This is a genomic window from Enterococcus sp. FDAARGOS_553 (genome assembly GCF_003812305.1).
GTDB classification, from domain to species: Bacteria; Bacillota; Bacilli; order Lactobacillales; family Enterococcaceae; genus Enterococcus_D; species Enterococcus_D gallinarum.
The window spans coordinates 906,901-923,467 of record NZ_CP033740.1; the positions used below are offsets into that span (position 1 = coordinate 906,901).

Genomic DNA, 16,567 nt, shown 5'->3' on the forward strand with positions numbered 1-16,567 from the left:
ACTCTCCAATCACTAATTAATAGTTTTATAATTTACCACCTGTTGTAGCAATTCCTTCAATGAATTTTCTTTGGAAAACGATGAATATCACAACTATTGGCCAAATTGCTAATAACGAACCTGCCATTAATTGTGGGAAGTTCGTGGCATATTGTCCTTGTAAGTTTGCTAATCCCGGAGCTAAAGGCATCTTATCAATTGAAGTATTGACAATCAATGGCCACATTAAATCTTTAAATGCAAACAACGCTGTGAATATTCCAAGTGCAACCAATCCTGATTTAGCAAGCGGCAACATAATTTTGAAAAAGATCGTCCAAATATTGGCACCTTCTAAATAGGCCGCTTCCTCCAATTCATCAGGTAAACCTAAGAAAAATTGTCTTAATAAAAACGTACCAAACGCACTAACTACCCTGGTAATATTAATGCTGGAATTGTATTTAAAATACCCAATTTTTGTGCTAATAAATACTGTGGAGTAATAAAAATGGAACCGGGAATCATCATTTGAATAAGTACTAAGCTGAAAAAGATATTTTTCCCTGGAAAACTTAGACGCGCACAAGCATATGCAGCCATTGCTGAAAATAAAACCGAGCCAATCACTCGTCCAACAACCATTAAAAATGTATTGATATAAAAAGCCATGAATGGTAATAAATCAAGTACTTGTTGATAGTTACTTAGCTGAAATTTCTCAGGGAAAATTGTAGGTGGAATTTGGGTAGATTCAACCAACGTTTTCCCTGAAGTTAAAATCATCCAAATAAAAGGTAATGCCATTGCAATACCACCTAAAATAAGCATGATATGGATTGGCGCATTTGAAAAAAATTTATTTTTCATAATTTGATAGCCTCCTTAATAGTTTACCCACTTTTTCTGCAACTTCATTTGAATTGCAGTAATAATTAATATAATCACTAAAAGGAACATAACGATTGCCGAACCATATCCCTTGTCATTTAAAATAAATGAATGTTTATAGAATAAATAGGCTAATGATTGTGATTTAAACATGGCGGTACTATTAGGAGTAATCATCATAAAAATAACATCAAATACTTGGAAAGCATTGATAACTGTTGTTACAACTACAAAAAATAATGTTGGTGTAACTAATGGTAACGTAATGTTGAAAAACTGCTGGATTGGACTAGCACCATCAATTTCCGCTGCTTCATAATAATCTTTAGGAATTTCTTATAAGCCGGCTAGTAATAACACCATGTTATAACCAATAGCACTCCAAACTCCTACAATGATAATAGAATAAATCGCAATCGATGGATCCGTTAACCATGCTGGTCCATCGAGACCTATTTTAGCCAACATGTTATTAATCAATCCATAATCATTATTGAACATCCAGCGCCAAATCATTGCGACTGCGGATGGTGCAGCAACGACTGGTAGAAAATAAATTGTCCGATAAATCGACAATCCTTTAACTTTTCTATTCATTAAAACTGCCACCAACAAGGATAATACAACAATACTAGGTATCGAAACCACTACATAAATTAATGTGTTTAATAAAGACTGAAAAACTTCACCGTCTGCAAACATTTTTTGGTAATTTCTTAATCCGACCCATTCAGTATCACCGAACCCTACCGTTTTTTGAAAACTTAAAATTGCTGTTTGAATTGCTGGCCATATATTTAATAAAATTAATCCTAATGCCGTTGGAAAAATAAAAATATAGCCTCATATCACTTGATCTTTACGATATTTTCCAAAAATTCGATTTTTCATAATATCCCCCTTTTTGGTATTCATCCATTAATATACAGACGAAATAGAATCCTTTCGCCTGTATATTGTATAATTAACTAATTTAATTTCCGCTCAATATCGCATTGACTTCTTTTTCAATTTGAGCGGTTCCATCTTCAACAGTTACTTCACCAGACAGAATACGGTTAATAATTTGAACTTCTGCTTGTTCAGCTCGTAATCCATCTTTATTGTATGGACGAGGGACTCCATACTCCAACATTTTTCCAAAAGCATTCAAATCAATTGTATCTGAAGAAGCAGCCCACTCGTCTTCAAAGCCTTTTAGTGCTGGGATTGATGCCCCCGTTTCCGCTTGGATTTTATTGGCATCCTCACTAGCTAAAAATGCCATTAGTTTTTTCACTTCTTCTGGGTATTTTGTATTCGCACTGGCAGCCCAACCAAGTCCATTTGTAATTGTTGCATTAACTTTTCCCTTAGGTAACACGGCAGAAGCAACATTTTCAACTAGATAGTCATTTTTCAAAAATCCCGGTGCAAACCAGTTTCCTTCAATCATCATTGCTAATCTACCTGATTGAAAACGACTTAACTTATCAGGATCTTGTAATTCTGTAATTGTTGGTGAAGCATGATCAACAAGTGCAATATCTCGATAAAAAGCTAAAGCTTCTTGTGCTTCTGGGGTATTCAAACCTGATTTTGTATTGTCATCGGCAAATACTTCTCCCCCATTTTGATAAATAAATGGCCAGTAGCCAGTCTCTGTTCCAATATGTGATGCAAAACCATAGATGCCTTTTGATTCATCTGTTAAATCAATTGCAGCTTGTCTGAGTGTTTCCCATGTCCATGTTTCATCTGGATAATCGACACCTGCATTATCAAATAATTCTTTGTTGTACCATAGCCCCACTACAGAAGCATCTTTAGGGATTGCGTATAGTTCGTCTTCAAGCGTATAGAAATCAGCAATTCCTTCAGTAAAGTTTCCCATGTCAATATCATTTTCTTTGATAACATCATCAAGTCCCATCAAAGCATTCTGTGACATATATTTATAGGATTCGCTAGAGTGCATGGTTACTACATCTGGCATATTACCTCCCGTTGTTGCAGCTTCTAATTTAACCCAATATTGATCCCAAGGCGTTGTCTCCATTTCTACTTTGATATCAGGATTTTGTTTTTCAAATTCATCTAACATTTTTCTTAGTCCTGGAGCTTGGTCAGTATCCCAACTCGCATAGCTTAAAGTTACTTGCCCGTCTTTAGAATTACTATCTCCCCCACCACATGCTGCGAGTAATGTCCCAGTTAAAACAGCTATCCCTGTTAAAGCTATTTTTTTGAAATGTTTCATCTTAATTCCTCCTGTTTTGAATGCGTTTTCTTTTTGTTAACAACACCATAACTGTTTACTTAATGTTTTGTCGAGATTTTTTACTAAAAATATTAGTAAACAAAAAAGTAAACACCCTTTTTTGGATGTTTACTTTTTAATCGATATTTTTTTCACTTTCTCTAACAATAATATTATTAGAAACAATCACTTTGATCGAAACATTTCTAACTTCTTTTATTCGTTCATTAACCATGCGAACTGCTAGTTTTCCAATTTCTTCTGTATTCACATTCACCGTATTTAATGCAGGTGTTAAAAATTCAGCAACTTCAATATTATCAAAACTCACAATCGAAATATCTTCTGGAATATGTAGACCATTTTTTTGAAGTGAACGATAAACCCCCACAGCAATAGGATCATTTCCTACCATGATAGCAGTCGGCAACTTATCTTTAGCATGTTTTTTCAAAAGTAAATCTGCTGCCTGCATTCCGTCAAGTGTGGTCCAGCCTTCTAAATAAATTTGACTATATTTTTCTAATCCTTTTTGTTTCATCCACGTCTCATAGGCTATTTTTCGATAATCATCATCTGACACGTGTTTATTTCCTTGGCTATCTAAACGAACACGTCCTCCTCCGATAAACGCAATGTTTCGGTGTCCTTTTTTATACAATCGATCTAAATGCTGATTCGTTGCTTTTGTTAAATCAGTATAAACTGCATCTACTTCAGCTTCAATACTAGGGTCATCAATCACTACGACATTCGAATTAATTGCTGATACTTCTTCAATCACAGAAGATAGCACCTGCCCAATAATCAACACACCTTGACATTTTAGCAAATCGTCTTGCTCCAACGGTGTTTCTGACAAACGAATAATTTTCTTCAAATTGACTTTGCTTTGTTCTGCTTCGACTTGAATCCCTCTGCGAATCGTTCGAAAATAGGGATCTTCCAACTCATCTACTTCAGAAACTGTCGTTATTAATGCAATATTTGTTAAATTTTTTGCAACGGGACTTTTTTTGACATAATGATAAAAATTAACCGATTCTGCAATCTTTCGTTTGGTTTCATCGGTTACTGAAAGTGTCGGATCCTCATTTAGCACGCGCGATACTGTTGCAATGGACACACCCGCCCGTTTTGCAACATCCCTAATTCCTACCATAATAGCTCCTCTTTTCATATTTGAAAGTGTTTACTAAAATATAATCATACATTTTGAAAATAAGCAAATTTCGTTAAAAATAGGCACTGTAATCATAATTAAAAACAAGAAAAAATATCCGAACAATTTAGAGTAAATAATGCTAATTCTAGTGAATTTGCGACGAGGAACTGCTAGATCACAGTTCATTCTCTCTATCGTTCGGATATTTTATTGTTAACTATACTTATTTCACAGAGCTTTTTTATTTGATTTTGTGAACAGAGTCTCGAGGGTTCTGTTGCAAAGTTTTAAATCTACTATCAAATAAGGTAGAATAATAGAAAAAGATAGCAGGAGGAATGACGATGAATCCTTTTAAAGGAAAGCAATTTCAGCAGGATGTGATTATTGTAGCCGTGGGCTACTATCTTCGTTATAACCTTAGCTATCGTGAAGTCCAAGAAATCTTATATGATCGTGGCATTAACGCTTCTCATACGACGATTTATCGTTGGGTGCAAGAATATGGTAAACTACTCTATCAAATTTGGAAAAAGAAAAATAAAAAATCCTTTTATTCATGGAAAATGGATGAAACGTACATCAAAATTAAAGGAAAATGGCATTATTTGTATCGAGCCATCGATGCAGATGGTTTAACCTTGGATATTTAGTTACGTAAAAAACGGGACACACAAGCAGCCTATGCTTTTCTTAAGCGGTTAGTGAAGCAGTTTGATGAACCGAAGGTTGTAGCCACAGATAAAGCCCCCTCTATTACAAGTGCCTTTAAGAAACTAAAAGAATACGGCTTTTATCAAGGGACAGAACATCGTACCATTAAATACCTGAATAATTTGATTGAACAAGACCATCGTCCAGTAAAGAGACGCAATAAATTCTATCGAAGTTTACGCACTGCCTCTACCACGATTAAAGGCATGGAAGCCATTCTAGGATTATATAAGAAAACCCGAAAAGAAGGCACTCTCTTCGGGTTTTCGGTCTGTACTGAAATCAAGGTATTATTGGGAATCCCAGCTTAAATCATAGATACCGTAAGGGATTTTATTCTTTATTTAAAACTTTGCAACAGAACCCTATGGCTAAAAAGAGAAATGGCGTACAGCGTTTGCTGTGCGAGCTGAAGTGACCGTGAACCCCCATTTACTAATAGGGGGGTTAGGAAACGACTTCCTACATGTAACGAGGTCAGTAAAACGTTAGTGCTGTATGGGATTGGTCATTTTTAAGGTAGGTCACATTTTCGACCATAGAAAGTTGAAAATGTGACCTACCTTTTTTGATATCAATTTCCCAATAATTTCAGTGGGAAAAACTGGTTAGTAATGATTGCTGCATTTTGATTTTTTCCAAATTTCTTGCTATAATAAGTGTGCGAAGCGGAATTAGTTTAAAATCATAGTTACACCAAAAGCCCTCCTACAGCGAATAGGAGGGCTTTTTTTGCGCTGTTGCGACTCCAGCGTTGGGGCCAGATGGCAACTGCTTCGACTATCGGCTAATCGTCTAACCAGCGATCAACTAGCAAAAGTACTAGACCCACCAAAAGTGGGGCGATAATCAGCGAAATTAGTTCCTTAATCATAGTGACACCCCCTTACGGGGCAGTTGCCATTAACGAGTATAACATGAACAATTCAAGTGATCAGTTGTTTCTTTATTTTCTATTGCCTTTATAATAATCCATAAAAAGAGGAGTTGATCTTGTGCACGATGCAGAGGATTCTCGGTTAACCTATGAACTCTCCCGCTACTTGACCAATACAGAATGGGATCGAATCGAACGAACCAAAAAATTTATGAAAGGATCAAGAGTGAGGAAGAAATGAATCGACTCAGTAAATCCACAAAAATCCCTTTCGACCATTTACGGTTGATCATAGCGGAAGACTATATACTAAAATTACTAGAAGGGGTAGCGTCAGGAAAATGCGGATTTACAACGATAAGGAATTTCCAATATAAAAAGCCTGATTTCCCATCACCTAAATTGAGAAATTCGGCTCTTTTTTCGTTACTCCATAAACAGCATTCTATTACTGAATATGTAATTTACTTCGGGATAACAGGGACCCAGAGTTCGTGTCTTGGTTTATGCTTCGGACCGTAATAACATTCTATACACGGTAAATTTGCAAGTTCATACTCGGAGGTAGGGACCCACTCGGAATATAAACGTTTCCATGCATCCACTATGTTCGGAAAAACTGCCCATGTACTTGCGGGAATAATAAGCGTCTCCATATTTTCTGGGGATTCCCCATCGTATCTTACGCCCATAAAATAGGAAAATTGTTCATCTGTTATGGCGGCTTCTTTTCCGCAAACCCCCAGAAGGCTTTCAAGCGTGCATTTTGGATTTTCCCATGACATATCTACTAGTTCTTGCATAAATCCATCTTTTTTCGCAGTGTTCCAAAGCGTAGGGATTGTTTTAAATGCTCTGCTTGTTTTTACTGGCTTACTTTTTCCAACAATTCTTAATTCAAAATCAAGGTTTTCAATTCTGTACTCCATTTCGGTATCTCCTTTAATAGAAATTTGAAAGGAAATTCTGGGAAAGGCTTTTAACTGTACCCCTCTATTACGAGCGTTGGAAGGGGTTACTCCATGCATTTTTTGAAAAGCACGTGAGAAAGTATCAGAAGAAACATAACCATATTTAATTGCCACATCAATGATCCGGATATCACTTTTTTGAATTTCAAATGCTGCGAGTGTTAACCGTCTACGTCTAATATATTCTGATAGCGATATACCTGAGATTGAAGAGAACATTCTTGAAAAATGAAACTCTGAACAATTAGCTGCTTTTGCAATCTCTTTGTAGTCTATTTCTTCATTCAAGCTATTTTCAATGTAGTTTAACGCATTGTTCATTCTTTCTAGCCAATCCATAAATTTACTTCCTTTCAATATTTACTTTAAAACAAAATAGATAATAATTGTCGACATTTCATGCCTAAAAATGTTGGTATCAAAAAAAATAAACCTTTTGATAGAATCAGGACAAACTATTTGTTTCCTTCCGATAGCCTTCTATATAATGAAGCCCTAGACACATTAGTAATTTCGCAAATTTGATTTACAGGCATACCGCCTTCTTTATATAGTTTTACTGCATAATTCATTCCTGCCTGATTTTTATGATATTTCTTTAAACGACCCTTAAACTTCCCTTCTTTCTTAGCCAGCTCAATCCCTTCTCGTTGAGGCATACGGATAAGATCTCGTTCTAATTGGTTCACACCAGCCATACACTTTACGAACAACGGACAGGATTTAATCAAAGCAAAACAGGAAAAGTTTTCTTAACGTTGTTAAAAAATGGGGAATCGTCTTGAAAATGTGCTTAGCGTTGTAAATCCGCATTTTCCTGACGCTACCCCTAGAAGAAAACATGTAGTTTTCTTATGGCATGTTCCTCCACTTTGATTGCTGCATTCAATCGGTTTCGCTTGGCAAAGCGAATTCATGTATACTAAAAGAAAAACAAACGAGGTGGCACCCTTGTGACAACGGACAGATAACCAAAACAAATGTTGACAGTAAAAGAACTTGCTGAATTTTTTGGTATCAGCAGACAAGCTATGAGGAAACATGTTGACAACCTAAAGCCAACGTACCTTGGCAAAAACAGCCAAGGATACAAGACAGTGCTATGGTCGGGGGTGGTGCACCTTGCTGACAAGCTAGGACGTCCCGAGTTGCTTGAAGCGTTCGAAATTCCTGACACAGCAAGCTATGACAGTATAGAAACGAAGTTGTTTGCACAGTTGCAACAAAAGGACGCACAAATTGAACAGCTCCAGTCGTTATTAGCCCAACAACAAAAACTTCTTGATCAGCAACAACAACTAACTTTGCAAGCGAACAAACAAATACTGCTTCTGACGCCACAGGAACGCCTATCAGACGATTTAAACAAATAATCGAATAAATGGGTTCAGAAAATTTTAAAACGCCTCAGATCGCTCGCAGGGACCTCTCAGAGCAAGAGGAGAAATTCACTTCTGAAAATGAAGTCGTGCGACCGAAACAAGAAAGACAGAAGAAGTGGTGGCACTTTTTCCGTGAACCCTAAGATAGCTCTGAAAGGATGGATTGTGTATGCCGTTGACAGCTAGATGTTGAATTTTTAACAAATTCTGATAACACTTCAGGAAAAATGAGAGTTGTTTTTGGCTGTGGTGATAGTCTTTCACCGCTTCAAGAACAGTCTAAAAGCAGTGAACGTGTTCGATTAGTCACTGAGCAAATAGAAGTTGCAAAGCGATTGACGCAAGCTGATCACGAAGCCACTGGCGAAGTGTCCGGCGATATTAAAGCATTTTTGCTGACTTTGACAGTTCCTAATTTCTCCAAAGGTTCATTGCAGGAACAATCTTCAATTTTTAGAGATAGAACAAGTAAATTTATTAAGGCTTTGACTGATGGGGCTTCACGTAAAAATGGACTTCAGTTGGTTGGCGATGGTATCTTTTTGGGCGGGTTGGTTAGTTTTGAATTGACTCTTAATCGTGATGCGGTTTTGAACAAATCTACTCGTAATTTATTTAATTATCATGCTCATTTATTGATTTTAGCTGATGATGATATTGATTTAGATGCTACAAAAGATGTTTTATTTAAAAAATGGCAAGCATTGAATAATGATCGCTCTTTGAACAAAAAAGCTTTTGATTTGCAACGTGCTGCTGATGAAAAGGGGAAGTCTATTGATGCTACTACTTCAGCTGTTTTAGAGGTTGTGAAGTATGCTGTTAAACCTTCAGACTGGAGCCTATTAGATAAAATTGAAAATGATGTGTGGCAACAACAAGTTTAGATTGAAAATCCGAATCTGGGCGAATACGGCTTAATATTCGGTGGGGAGGCGTCTGGGTTTGGGGCGACAGCGCCCAAGGTTTTGAATTGATATGTGATATAATTTTTAATAAAGTATAATTTTTGGAAGGACAATAAAGAATGAAAGAAATGCTTTTATTTTCGAGGGGGCTCATTCCTTCGAAGGGTCGGGATATTGTAGCGGTTGGATGGTGGTTGTGGACTTTTTTGATTATATATACGTATTCGGATTTTTCTGATTACTATTTTAAAAATGGACCTGTTATGATCATTTTTCAATTAATTATGTTGTTTGCTATTAGAAAAATACCTGTGCAAAATGGATGGAATTATTTTACTTTAGCCGCAGTTTTATTTACATTCAATCCTATATATTTAGTTGGGTGGTGGTATTGTCGATCTGAAGCTCGGATATATAATCCTAAAATGTTTGTTGTTGGAGGTTCTGGTAAATCTATAAATAGAAGAGTTGAAAAAGTACGTAGTTCAAACATACGTAGTTCAACTGCTCAAACAGTATTGAGTATTGGTTGGGTTCTGAGAACCATTTTTATAGGTATTGTTGCTATTTGGGTACCTGCGATTCTTATTATTTTTGTTCCTTTGCAATTTCTGGGGTATGCTGGGCTTAAAAATATTCCTGATAGTGATGGTTGGGCTATATATTTCATAATTTGTGGTTTGCTGTCTCTCGAACCTTTTTATTTTGTTGGTGGTATTTTGTCTAGGTCTGAGAAAAATAAGCAAGAAACCAAGCGTATGATGGTTAATTTTGGTGAAAATTTAACTTCCCAAAACCAAAAAAATGAAAATGATGTGATTTTTAGAATCTCTGAACTAAAGAAATTGTTAGATCAAGGTGTTATAACTGAACAAGAATTTTCAGAATCAAAGAGAAAATTATTAGAAAAGATATGAATTGCCTTTTGTTTTTTTGGTCCCTGCTATGCAGGGATCAGCTTCTCTTGATACTTAGAGGTTTCTCGTGCCACTTTCTAAAAAAGGGTTGCTCTGATTGCATTTTTGGTAGTTTGCATTTATAATAAAAGTACAAGTAATGTATGCAGATATTAACCAAAAAGAGCCGATCGGGTGCAACCGTCGGCTCTTTCTTTTTTCACTTTTTTTAAGCGGGAGGCTAACTGTCTGATTTGTCCTTGGAATCTAGCCATTTGTTGATGTGGTGTGCAATCACAGCAACCGCGACTCCAAGTAAGACGTCAAGTAATGTACGCAAGATATTAACCTCCTTTCTCGCTGAAGATTTCAGCCAAAAGGAAGACAGCACACTTATTATATCTTTAATTTTGATGTTTGTTTACTCGTTTAGAAAATTTATTATGTTGAATTTAAAGACATTTGTCTTTTTGTTTGATTTTTTTAGTTGTGTTTGCAATTTTTTAGTTGTAAAATTAATTTTGTAGAAACAATTCAGAATTATATATAAAAAAACATAAAAAAAAAGAGGCTAGTAAGTTGTTGACGCAACTTTACTAACCAATTAAGAAACGTTATCTCACCAACGTCCTTAATTCATATCTTTTTCTACTAGAATATCATTGAATTTTCAAGACTTTTGCCGAGATAGGGTAAAAGTCTTTTTTTGTTGGGAAGGAGCATTCAATGGCATTTAAGGTTAAAAATAAAAAGCTTGAATTACAAGATAAATATGCTGTTGCAATGCAGTCTGAACAACATTTTTGTAAAAGTGTGGTTGCTTCAGTCCGTTCTGGTTATATTAAAAAGACTGCTTCACAGATTCGTAATTATGATGCAACTGCGCGATTTGTTACTAAAAAACAATCCGATTACTGCGTATATCGTGGGGCACCTTGGTTTGTCGGTGAGTGATTTTTGTCGGCGGGTGGGCGGTATGAATTTGATCCCACGATCTTCAGCGGCTGGCAGACAGCGAATCGTTCCGTTTTCTCCTTGCCTGCTGACTTTGTGGAATGCCTAGCCATAGCGTCCGACAAAACAGCGGATCAAGTCCGCTGTATTTTACGCTTGTTAGAAAAGCAACATTTCGCTTATCTTGCGACAAGTCCAGCTTGGAACATAACATCGTCTTTACTCGCCCCCCCCGGTTTCTTCACAAAATACGTAAAGAGAAGAAGCTTGATTTGCCAACGTTTTAGTGATCAAACCTAGCTAGACCAATTGAAAATCACAAAGAACGCCCGTCAATCGCTTGATTGACGGGCGTCTTGTGTTAATGCACATTATGTTAACTATTTGACTAAGGAGTAGCATGGTATTCTGAATTAGTTAACCCTGGTGCTTCTCTTTTTATTTCTTGGAAAATAAATTCTATTTCATCATTATTATGAGCTCCCATGTTGAATGAAAGAACTATGTGGTCCTCTCCGTTGTATACATATATCTCATTATTTAGATTATTAACATAATTTTCAATAAACTCTTTGAAATCAGTGTATGGTGTCTTGGGAGCTAAAACAAAGGTTACTGTGTAATTATATAATTTGTCTAACTCTTTTTTCTGCTTTTGTACTTCATTACTTTTTTCAGTTATTTCATCAGCTTGATTTCTGATAGTTTTCAAATTGACAAGATTCAATACTGTCATAATAAAAATACTAACTAACAATACAGGGACTATATATCTAATTAATTTATTCTCTTTTTGTCTATCTTCAACTATTTCTTCTATCAGCAATATCTCAATAGATATACCTAATAACTCTGATATTTTTATCACATTTTTTTTACTAGGATAAGTATCACCTAACTCCCACTTAGATATACTTTTATCACTAACATCTAATATTTCAGCTAATTCTTGCTGAGTAAGAGAATTAGCAATTCTATATTCTTTTAATTTTATTGATAGGATAGATTCACTCATTTTACTCACTCCTTAAACATTGATACTTCCATTATTACTTTTTTAAACTCTTTATTACAGGAACTTTCAAAAATAGAGTAAGAAATAACTAAGTATAACATCTGATTATGTTAACTAAGGGTTTAAATAACTAATTTACTTTTTTTATTAATGCATAATTCAACATTACTCTTCGTAATGATTTTCTTTCTTCTTGTTTAATTTCAAAAAAACTTTTTTCTAAAACTCGGCTACTGGATCTATTTTCAATCACATAATTAGCTACTAATTCGTCTAATTTTAGGTTTTTAAAAGTTAGACGAATTAATTCAGATTATGCTTCAGTAGCGTATCCTAAATTCCAATATGTTTTATTTAAAGTGTATCCAATTTCTGCTGATTTTTGATTTTCTCATATGCGTAGTGTAATATGTCCGATTATTTTATAATTACTCGTTAAATCCAATGTATAACGCCCAATGACTGTGATAAATTCCAAACTATTAAAGAATCCTTACTCTCTGAAATTGTTTGTGTTGGAAATAATTTATAAGTAAGGTTTGGTGTTAGCATCAAATAATGCGAGTTTCACTCAGTAGACGATATTATAGTCCAATAATTAAAGTAATCTTTCATAGTGGTAAAATACCGTTTGAGTAATGTACATTAAATAGCGATAAAATGTACTAACATACACATAAGAGAGAAGTGGCAATATGAAAAGAAGACTAAAATGGATTGTATTACTCACAGTAATAATACTACCAATTTTAACATATTGGGTTCCTAGAATATCTTTAGATATCATGAATGAAGCAATTTATATTATCCCACCTTCTAAAAACAAGTTTATTTCGGATATCATATACATATCAAAGCGTAAAGGAATACACGAGGAAGAAAAAACGAACGAATATGTATACAAGGAAAAATATGATAGTTTTTCAGAAGCTATTTCAGATTTGACACCATTTCTAACCGCAAACTATGGCAAGCATACAGAAATTATTAAATATGAATCAGAAGATGAGAAATACTCAAAATTTGTAAGTTTACCAATCGTCAGTATTGATAGAGATAAAGTAGCTACGATAACACTACCCGGATTTTCTGGAAAGACGTCAGAAGAAGAGAAGTATATAATGACTGTGCAAAAGTTTATAGAATTAAATAAGAAGGACATTAAGGGGGTGATTATCGATCTATCTACCAGTAACGGAGGAAATTTAGACGTGCTGATTGCAAGTCTTGCTCAGTTTTTACCAAACGGAATACTTTTTAATTTCGTGGATAATGAAAGCAATCGATTTCCTGTTAGGTTAAGTGATTCTGAGATAGTCTATGATGATTATAATTATCCTATAAGTTCTCAAGAAAAATTAAATATACCAGTTGCAGTTTTAGGTAGCAATACTACTGCTAGTTCAGCAGAAATATTATTACTAACTATTATTAGTAATATAGAACAAAGTATATTTATTGGACAATCCACTGGAGGGTATTTAAGTGGCAGAGAAGGATTCAAGCTATACGATGATTACTATCTAGGACTTTCTACGAGAACAATAGAAACAAATGATGGGGTGAATCATAATGCAGATGAGCCATTAACACCTGCAATTGAATCTCAAGATTCATATGAAGATGCTAAACAATGGATTGACAAAATAATTTATAAAGATAAGTAAAAGAAAAGTGGTTTTTAGTTAATGAAATCAAATAGTTTTTTAAGTGTAGCGGGAGCGTCAATAATTTTGTGTAAATGATTCTTCCCTACTGCAGATTGTTTCTAATTCTCAATCAGTTGGCTTAGCATTTGTTCAAGTTCGCCTTCGGCCTGTTGAAAGCCTTTATGACTGCGACCTAGGAATTTTTGGTTGTAAGTATCAAAAGACGAGACTAAGAAACGTTCCATCGACTCTTCGTTTTGGAACTGTTCCTTGCGGTGGCTGTATTTCTTGATTTGCTTATTAAAGGATTCAATCAAGGGTTCTGTTGCAAAGTTTTAAATCTACTATCAAATAAGGTAGAATAATAGAAAAAGATAGCAGGAGGAATGACGATGAATCCTTTTAAAGGAAAGCAATTTCAGCAGGATGTGATTATTGTAGCCGTGGGCTACTATCTTCGTTATAACCTTAGCTATCGTGAAGTCCAAGAAATCTTATATGATCGTGGCATTAACGCTTCTCATACGACGATTTATCGTTGGGTGCAAGAATATGGTAAACTACTCTATCAAATTTGGAAAAAGAAAAATAAAAAATCCTTTTATTCATGGAAAATGGATGAAACGTACATCAAAATTAAAGGAAAATGGCATTATTTGTATCGAGCCATCGATGCAGATGGTTTAACCTTGGATATTTAGTTACGTAAAAAACGGGACACACAAGCAGCCTATGCTTTTCTTAAGCGGTTAGTGAAGCAGTTTGATGAACCGAAGGTTGTAGCCACAGATAAAGCCCCCTCTATTACAAGTGCCTTTAAGAAACTAAAAGAATACGGCTTTTATCAAGGGACAGAACATCGTACCATTAAATACCTGAATAATTTGATTGAACAAGACCATCGTCCAGTAAAGAGACGCAATAAATTCTATCGAAGTTTACGCACTGCCTCTACCACGATTAAAGGCATGGAAGCCATTCTAGGATTATATAAGAAAACCCGAAAAGAAGGCACTCTCTTCGGGTTTTCGGTCTGTACTGAAATCAAGGTATTATTGGGAATCCCAGCTTAAATCATAGATACCGTAAGGGATTTTATTCTTTATTTAAAACTTTGCAACAGAACCACATTTCTTGTTGGATTCTTTCTGTTTTTTTCATATTCTCCTCCAAAGGTGTCATGAAATGAAACCATTAACTGTTACAGTTAGTTTATCATAGAGAAAAGGAGAATTGATTTTGGCATCCATCGATGTAGCACTTTTTTTGACCTTAGAAGGAAAAGGAACAGAAGCACTGGCTTTCTATCAGGATATTTTTGATGGAAAACTATTATTTAAAATGACGTTCCAAGAATTTAAAACCCAATTGGCTCCCGATACTGTGATTGAAACTGGCACCGAGCATTGGCTTTCCCACGCAGTACTGCAAATAGGCCAGACGCAAATGCAGTTGACAGATCAACCCATTGATCCTAGGATTCCTTGCCAGCAAGGAAATACCTTGTCATTGAGTGTCATTACGGATACGATCGAAAAAGCACAAACCATTTACGAGAAATTGAGCCAACACCAATTGAGCAAGATCTATCAGTCTCCTATTCAAAATGAATTTGCGGACTTCTACGCCATCTTGCAAGATCCGTTTGGTCTGGTCATTCAAATCACCAAAGAAAAAACACTTTCTGATGAGTAGGAGGAAAATCAATGCGTCAGTATCAAACAAAAGCAGAATTGATCCAAACCATTCAAGACACGTTTCAAAAATACATCACCGAATTTGAAGAGATTCCAGAAGAATGGAGACACCAGCACCATGATGAGGTAGATAAAAGTCCCTCTGAAAATTTGTCTTATCAACTAGGGTGGCTCCATCTTCTATTAGACTGGGAAGCCCAAGAAAAAAACGGCGTTGCTGTGCAAACACCAGCAGCAGGCTATAAGTGGAATCAGTTAGGTGCACTTTATGATCAATTTTATCAGCGCTATGGGCAGCTTTCCCTAAAAGAACAACAACAGCAGTTGACCCAACTGGTGGAGGAACTATGCCAATGGATCAGCACACTATCAGATACCGAACTGTTTGAGCCCGGACAGAGAAAGTGGGCTACAACCAAAGCACAATGGCCCCTGTATAAATGGATCCACATTAATTCAGTGGCGCCATTCACTAATTTCCGAACAAAAATCAGAAAATGGAAACGATTGGTGATGGCCTAAAATGCGGCAATCAGAGAAATTGATGACTGCATTATTGAAGATGCACCATATAGCTGGCCCCACTAAGATTCAAACGGAGAGACAAAACAGCGTATATGAAGGCATGACTTTCGTTGTTGGAAACACGACTTTTCGTAGCCGTCTGGCGAAGAAAACACCAAAGAAAAAAGGCTATTTCACTGCATTGTGGGAGCACCCTCATGAAAAGAATCAAGCTTATTCATTAAGCGGCTATCCAGACAAATGAATGATTACTGTCCTTGATGGCAAGCAAAAAGGTCAATTTGTCTTCCCGTCTTCTGTTCTTGTCGCCAACGGCATCATCAAAACAGAAACAACCGCAGGGAAAATGGCTTTTCGCGTGTATCCACCATGGGTGCAGGACTTAAATCCTACCGCATCCCGAACACAAAACTGGCAAACGCCTTATTTCCTCGATTTATCTGAACCTCTCAAGCAGACTGAAACCCTAGAAAAGTTTTACTTTCAATGAAAAAGGCTTAGAAGATGTCTGCGCTTCTGAGCTTTTTTCTCTCATCCCGTCTCTAATTTCCTTTATTAGCAAAAATCTCATTTTCCCTTTGACAGATTCCAAACTATTTTGTACACTAGATAAAACAATTTAAATATTCTGAAAATTTAGACAAAGGAAGTGATTGAATGACTGTTAGTAGAAGAGAGGCAATTATTTTATTATTATAGTCGGGA

13 protein-coding genes and 7 pseudogenes are annotated in these 16,567 nt (G+C 35.7%); 11 read left to right on the forward strand and 9 right to left on the reverse strand.

The genetic code is table 11. From position 1 onward, the window contains the following. Positions 1 to 25 precede the first annotated feature (25 nt). The 4 genes and pseudogenes from EGX73_RS04715 to EGX73_RS04730 all read right to left on the reverse strand — a co-directional run bounded on the left by EGX73_RS04715 (position 26) and on the right by EGX73_RS04730 (position 4,271). Positions 26 to 849: pseudogene (locus tag EGX73_RS04715) on the reverse strand (carbohydrate ABC transporter permease). Positions 850 to 864: 15 nt separating this feature from the next. Continuing rightward, positions 865 to 1,707, reverse strand: a pseudogene (locus EGX73_RS04720) (carbohydrate ABC transporter permease). Between the two features lie 136 nt (positions 1,708 to 1,843). Beyond that, on the reverse strand, positions 1,844 to 3,109 hold the full coding sequence (locus tag EGX73_RS04725) for an extracellular solute-binding protein (RefSeq protein WP_123866773.1): 1,266 nt from the start codon (positions 3,107 to 3,109) through the stop codon (positions 1,844 to 1,846). A 136-nt stretch (positions 3,110 to 3,245) separates the two neighbouring features. Further along, positions 3,246 to 4,271 (reverse strand): LacI family DNA-binding transcriptional regulator, encoded by a 1,026-nt coding sequence (locus EGX73_RS04730; protein WP_002338088.1) that lies wholly within the window; start codon positions 4,269 to 4,271, stop codon positions 3,246 to 3,248. Positions 4,272 to 4,618: 347 nt separating this feature from the next. Between EGX73_RS04730 and EGX73_RS04735 the strand changes: the two are divergent. Continuing rightward, positions 4,619 to 5,299, forward strand: a pseudogene (locus EGX73_RS04735) (IS6 family transposase). A 476-nt stretch (positions 5,300 to 5,775) separates the two neighbouring features. Here EGX73_RS04735 and EGX73_RS04740 read toward each other — a convergent pair. After that, on the reverse strand, positions 5,776 to 5,862 hold the full coding sequence (locus tag EGX73_RS04740; RefSeq protein WP_123867079.1) for a type I toxin-antitoxin system Fst family toxin: 87 nt from the start codon (positions 5,860 to 5,862) through the stop codon (positions 5,776 to 5,778). Positions 5,863 to 5,983: 121 nt separating this feature from the next. On the opposite strand from EGX73_RS04740, the gene EGX73_RS16380 reads away from it, so the two are divergent. Continuing rightward, a complete protein-coding gene (locus tag EGX73_RS16380; RefSeq protein WP_280115449.1) occupies positions 5,984 to 6,106 on the forward strand; it encodes a hypothetical protein in 123 nt (40 codons plus the stop codon). Positions 6,107 to 6,329: 223 nt separating this feature from the next. Here EGX73_RS16380 and EGX73_RS04750 read toward each other — a convergent pair whose 3' ends face one another. Both EGX73_RS04750 and EGX73_RS04755 read right to left on the reverse strand, forming a co-directional pair. Further along, positions 6,330 to 7,175, reverse strand: a complete 846-nt coding sequence (locus EGX73_RS04750) for an AraC family transcriptional regulator (protein ID WP_010731423.1) — start codon at positions 7,173 to 7,175, stop codon at positions 6,330 to 6,332. Positions 7,176 to 7,291: 116 nt separating this feature from the next. Beyond that, positions 7,292 to 7,534 (reverse strand): annotated as a pseudogene (locus EGX73_RS04755) (recombinase family protein); the annotation flags it as partial. 333 nt (positions 7,535 to 7,867) lie between these two features. Between EGX73_RS04755 and EGX73_RS04760 the strand changes: the two are divergent. The 4 genes from EGX73_RS04760 (at position 7,868) to EGX73_RS04775 (ending at position 10,976) form a co-directional block, all read left to right on the forward strand. Then, positions 7,868 to 8,209, forward strand: a complete 342-nt coding sequence (locus EGX73_RS04760; RefSeq protein WP_253764196.1) for a hypothetical protein — start codon at positions 7,868 to 7,870, stop codon at positions 8,207 to 8,209. A 236-nt stretch (positions 8,210 to 8,445) separates the two neighbouring features. Then, positions 8,446 to 9,105: a hypothetical protein gene (locus EGX73_RS04765; protein WP_123866776.1), complete on the forward strand. Its 660-nt coding sequence runs from the start codon at positions 8,446 to 8,448 to the stop codon at positions 9,103 to 9,105. A 140-nt stretch (positions 9,106 to 9,245) separates the two neighbouring features. After that, positions 9,246 to 10,043 carry an SHOCT domain-containing protein gene (locus EGX73_RS04770; RefSeq protein WP_123866777.1) on the forward strand — a complete coding sequence of 266 codons (798 nt, stop codon included), beginning with the start codon at positions 9,246 to 9,248 and terminating at the stop codon, positions 10,041 to 10,043. A gap of 705 nt (positions 10,044 to 10,748) precedes the next feature. After that, the gene (locus EGX73_RS04775; RefSeq protein WP_123866778.1) at positions 10,749 to 10,976 is read left to right on the forward strand and encodes a hypothetical protein; all 228 of its coding nucleotides are present in this window, start codon (positions 10,749 to 10,751) and stop codon (positions 10,974 to 10,976) included. Between the two features lie 388 nt (positions 10,977 to 11,364). Here EGX73_RS04775 and EGX73_RS04785 read toward each other — a convergent pair whose 3' ends face one another. After that, positions 11,365 to 11,991 carry a helix-turn-helix transcriptional regulator gene (locus tag EGX73_RS04785; RefSeq protein WP_005231958.1) on the reverse strand — a complete coding sequence of 209 codons (627 nt, stop codon included), beginning with the start codon at positions 11,989 to 11,991 and terminating at the stop codon, positions 11,365 to 11,367. Positions 11,992 to 12,686: 695 nt separating this feature from the next. On the opposite strand from EGX73_RS04785, the gene EGX73_RS04790 reads away from it, so the two are divergent. Next, a complete protein-coding gene (locus EGX73_RS04790; protein ID WP_123866779.1) occupies positions 12,687 to 13,658 on the forward strand; it encodes a S41 family peptidase in 972 nt (323 codons plus the stop codon). Positions 13,659 to 13,759: 101 nt separating this feature from the next. Here the strand turns inward: EGX73_RS04790 and EGX73_RS04795 are convergent. Continuing rightward, positions 13,760 to 13,957 (reverse strand): annotated as a pseudogene (locus tag EGX73_RS04795) (IS256 family transposase); the annotation flags it as partial. A gap of 75 nt (positions 13,958 to 14,032) precedes the next feature. Between EGX73_RS04795 and EGX73_RS04800 the strand changes: the two are divergent. From EGX73_RS04800 to EGX73_RS04815, 4 genes and pseudogenes are all read left to right on the forward strand, one after another. Continuing rightward, a pseudogene (locus EGX73_RS04800) lies at positions 14,033 to 14,713 on the forward strand (IS6 family transposase). 166 nt (positions 14,714 to 14,879) lie between these two features. Then, positions 14,880 to 15,335 carry a VOC family protein gene (locus EGX73_RS04805; RefSeq protein ID WP_060815327.1) on the forward strand — a complete coding sequence of 152 codons (456 nt, stop codon included), beginning with the start codon at positions 14,880 to 14,882 and terminating at the stop codon, positions 15,333 to 15,335. A gap of 11 nt (positions 15,336 to 15,346) precedes the next feature. Then, the gene (locus tag EGX73_RS04810) at positions 15,347 to 15,859 is read left to right on the forward strand and encodes a ClbS/DfsB family four-helix bundle protein (protein WP_003128966.1); all 513 of its coding nucleotides are present in this window, start codon (positions 15,347 to 15,349) and stop codon (positions 15,857 to 15,859) included. Between the two features lie 103 nt (positions 15,860 to 15,962). Continuing rightward, positions 15,963 to 16,352: pseudogene (locus EGX73_RS04815) on the forward strand (MepB family protein). Positions 16,353 to 16,567 lie beyond the last annotated feature (215 nt).